Source organism: Patulibacter ginsengiterrae (assembly GCF_056269115.1).
Genome location: NZ_JBWDOG010000040.1, coordinates 1 through 953 on the forward strand (window position 1 = coordinate 1; position 953 = coordinate 953).

The window sequence follows — 953 nt, forward strand, 5'->3', positions numbered from 1 at the left end:
ATGTTGGCTTAGAAGCAGCCATCATTTAAAGAAAGCGTAATAGCTCACTGATCGAGTCGTCCTGCGCGGAAGATGTAACGGGGCTCAAGCCAGTTACCGAAGCTGCGGATTCACAGTTCTGCTGTGAGTGGTAGGAGAGCGTTCTGTAAGCCTGAGAAGGTGTCTTGAGAAGGATGCTGGAGGTATCAGAAGTGCGAATGCTGACGTGAGTAACGACAATGCGAGTGAAAAACTCGCACGCTGAAAGACCAAGGGTTCCAGTCCAACGTTAATCGGGGCTGGGTGAGTCGACCCCTAAGGCGAGGCCGAGAGGCGTAGTCGATGGGAAATTGGTTAATATTCCAATACTTCTATGTAATGCGATGAGAGGACGGAGAAGGTTAAGTCAGCCTGGCGTTGGTTGTCCAGGTGGAAGGTTGTAGGCATGTATCTTAGGCAAATCCGGGGTACTCTATGCTGAGAACTGATAGCAAGCTGTACTTGTACAGTGAAGTGGCTGATACCATGCTTCCAGGAAAAGTCTCTAAGCTTCAGTTACATAGGAATCGTACCCGAAACCGACACAGGTGGTCAGGTCGAGTAGACCAAAGCGCTTGAGAGAACTCTGCTGAAGGAACTAGGCAAAATGGTACCGTAACTTCGGGAGAAGGTACGCTGCCGACGGTGATAGGATTTACTCCTTGAGCTATTGGCAGCCACAGAAACCAGGCCCCTGCAACTGTTTATTAAAAACATAGCACTCTGCAAACACGAAAGTGGACGTATAGGGTGTGATGCCTGCCCGGTGCTGGAAGGTTAATTGATGGGGTTAGCGTAAGCGAAGCTCTTGATCGAAGCCCCAGTAAACGGCGGCCGTAACTATAACGGTCCTAAGGTAGCGAAATTCCTTGTCGGGTAAGTTCCGACCTGCACGAATGGCATAATGATGGGGGCGCTGTCTCCAGCAGAGGCTC

1 rRNA gene is annotated in these 953 nt (G+C 50.4%); it reads left to right on the plus strand.

The features are described 5' to 3' along the window. Nucleotides 1-953, plus strand: a 23S ribosomal RNA gene (locus ACVUH9_RS22180); the annotation flags it as partial.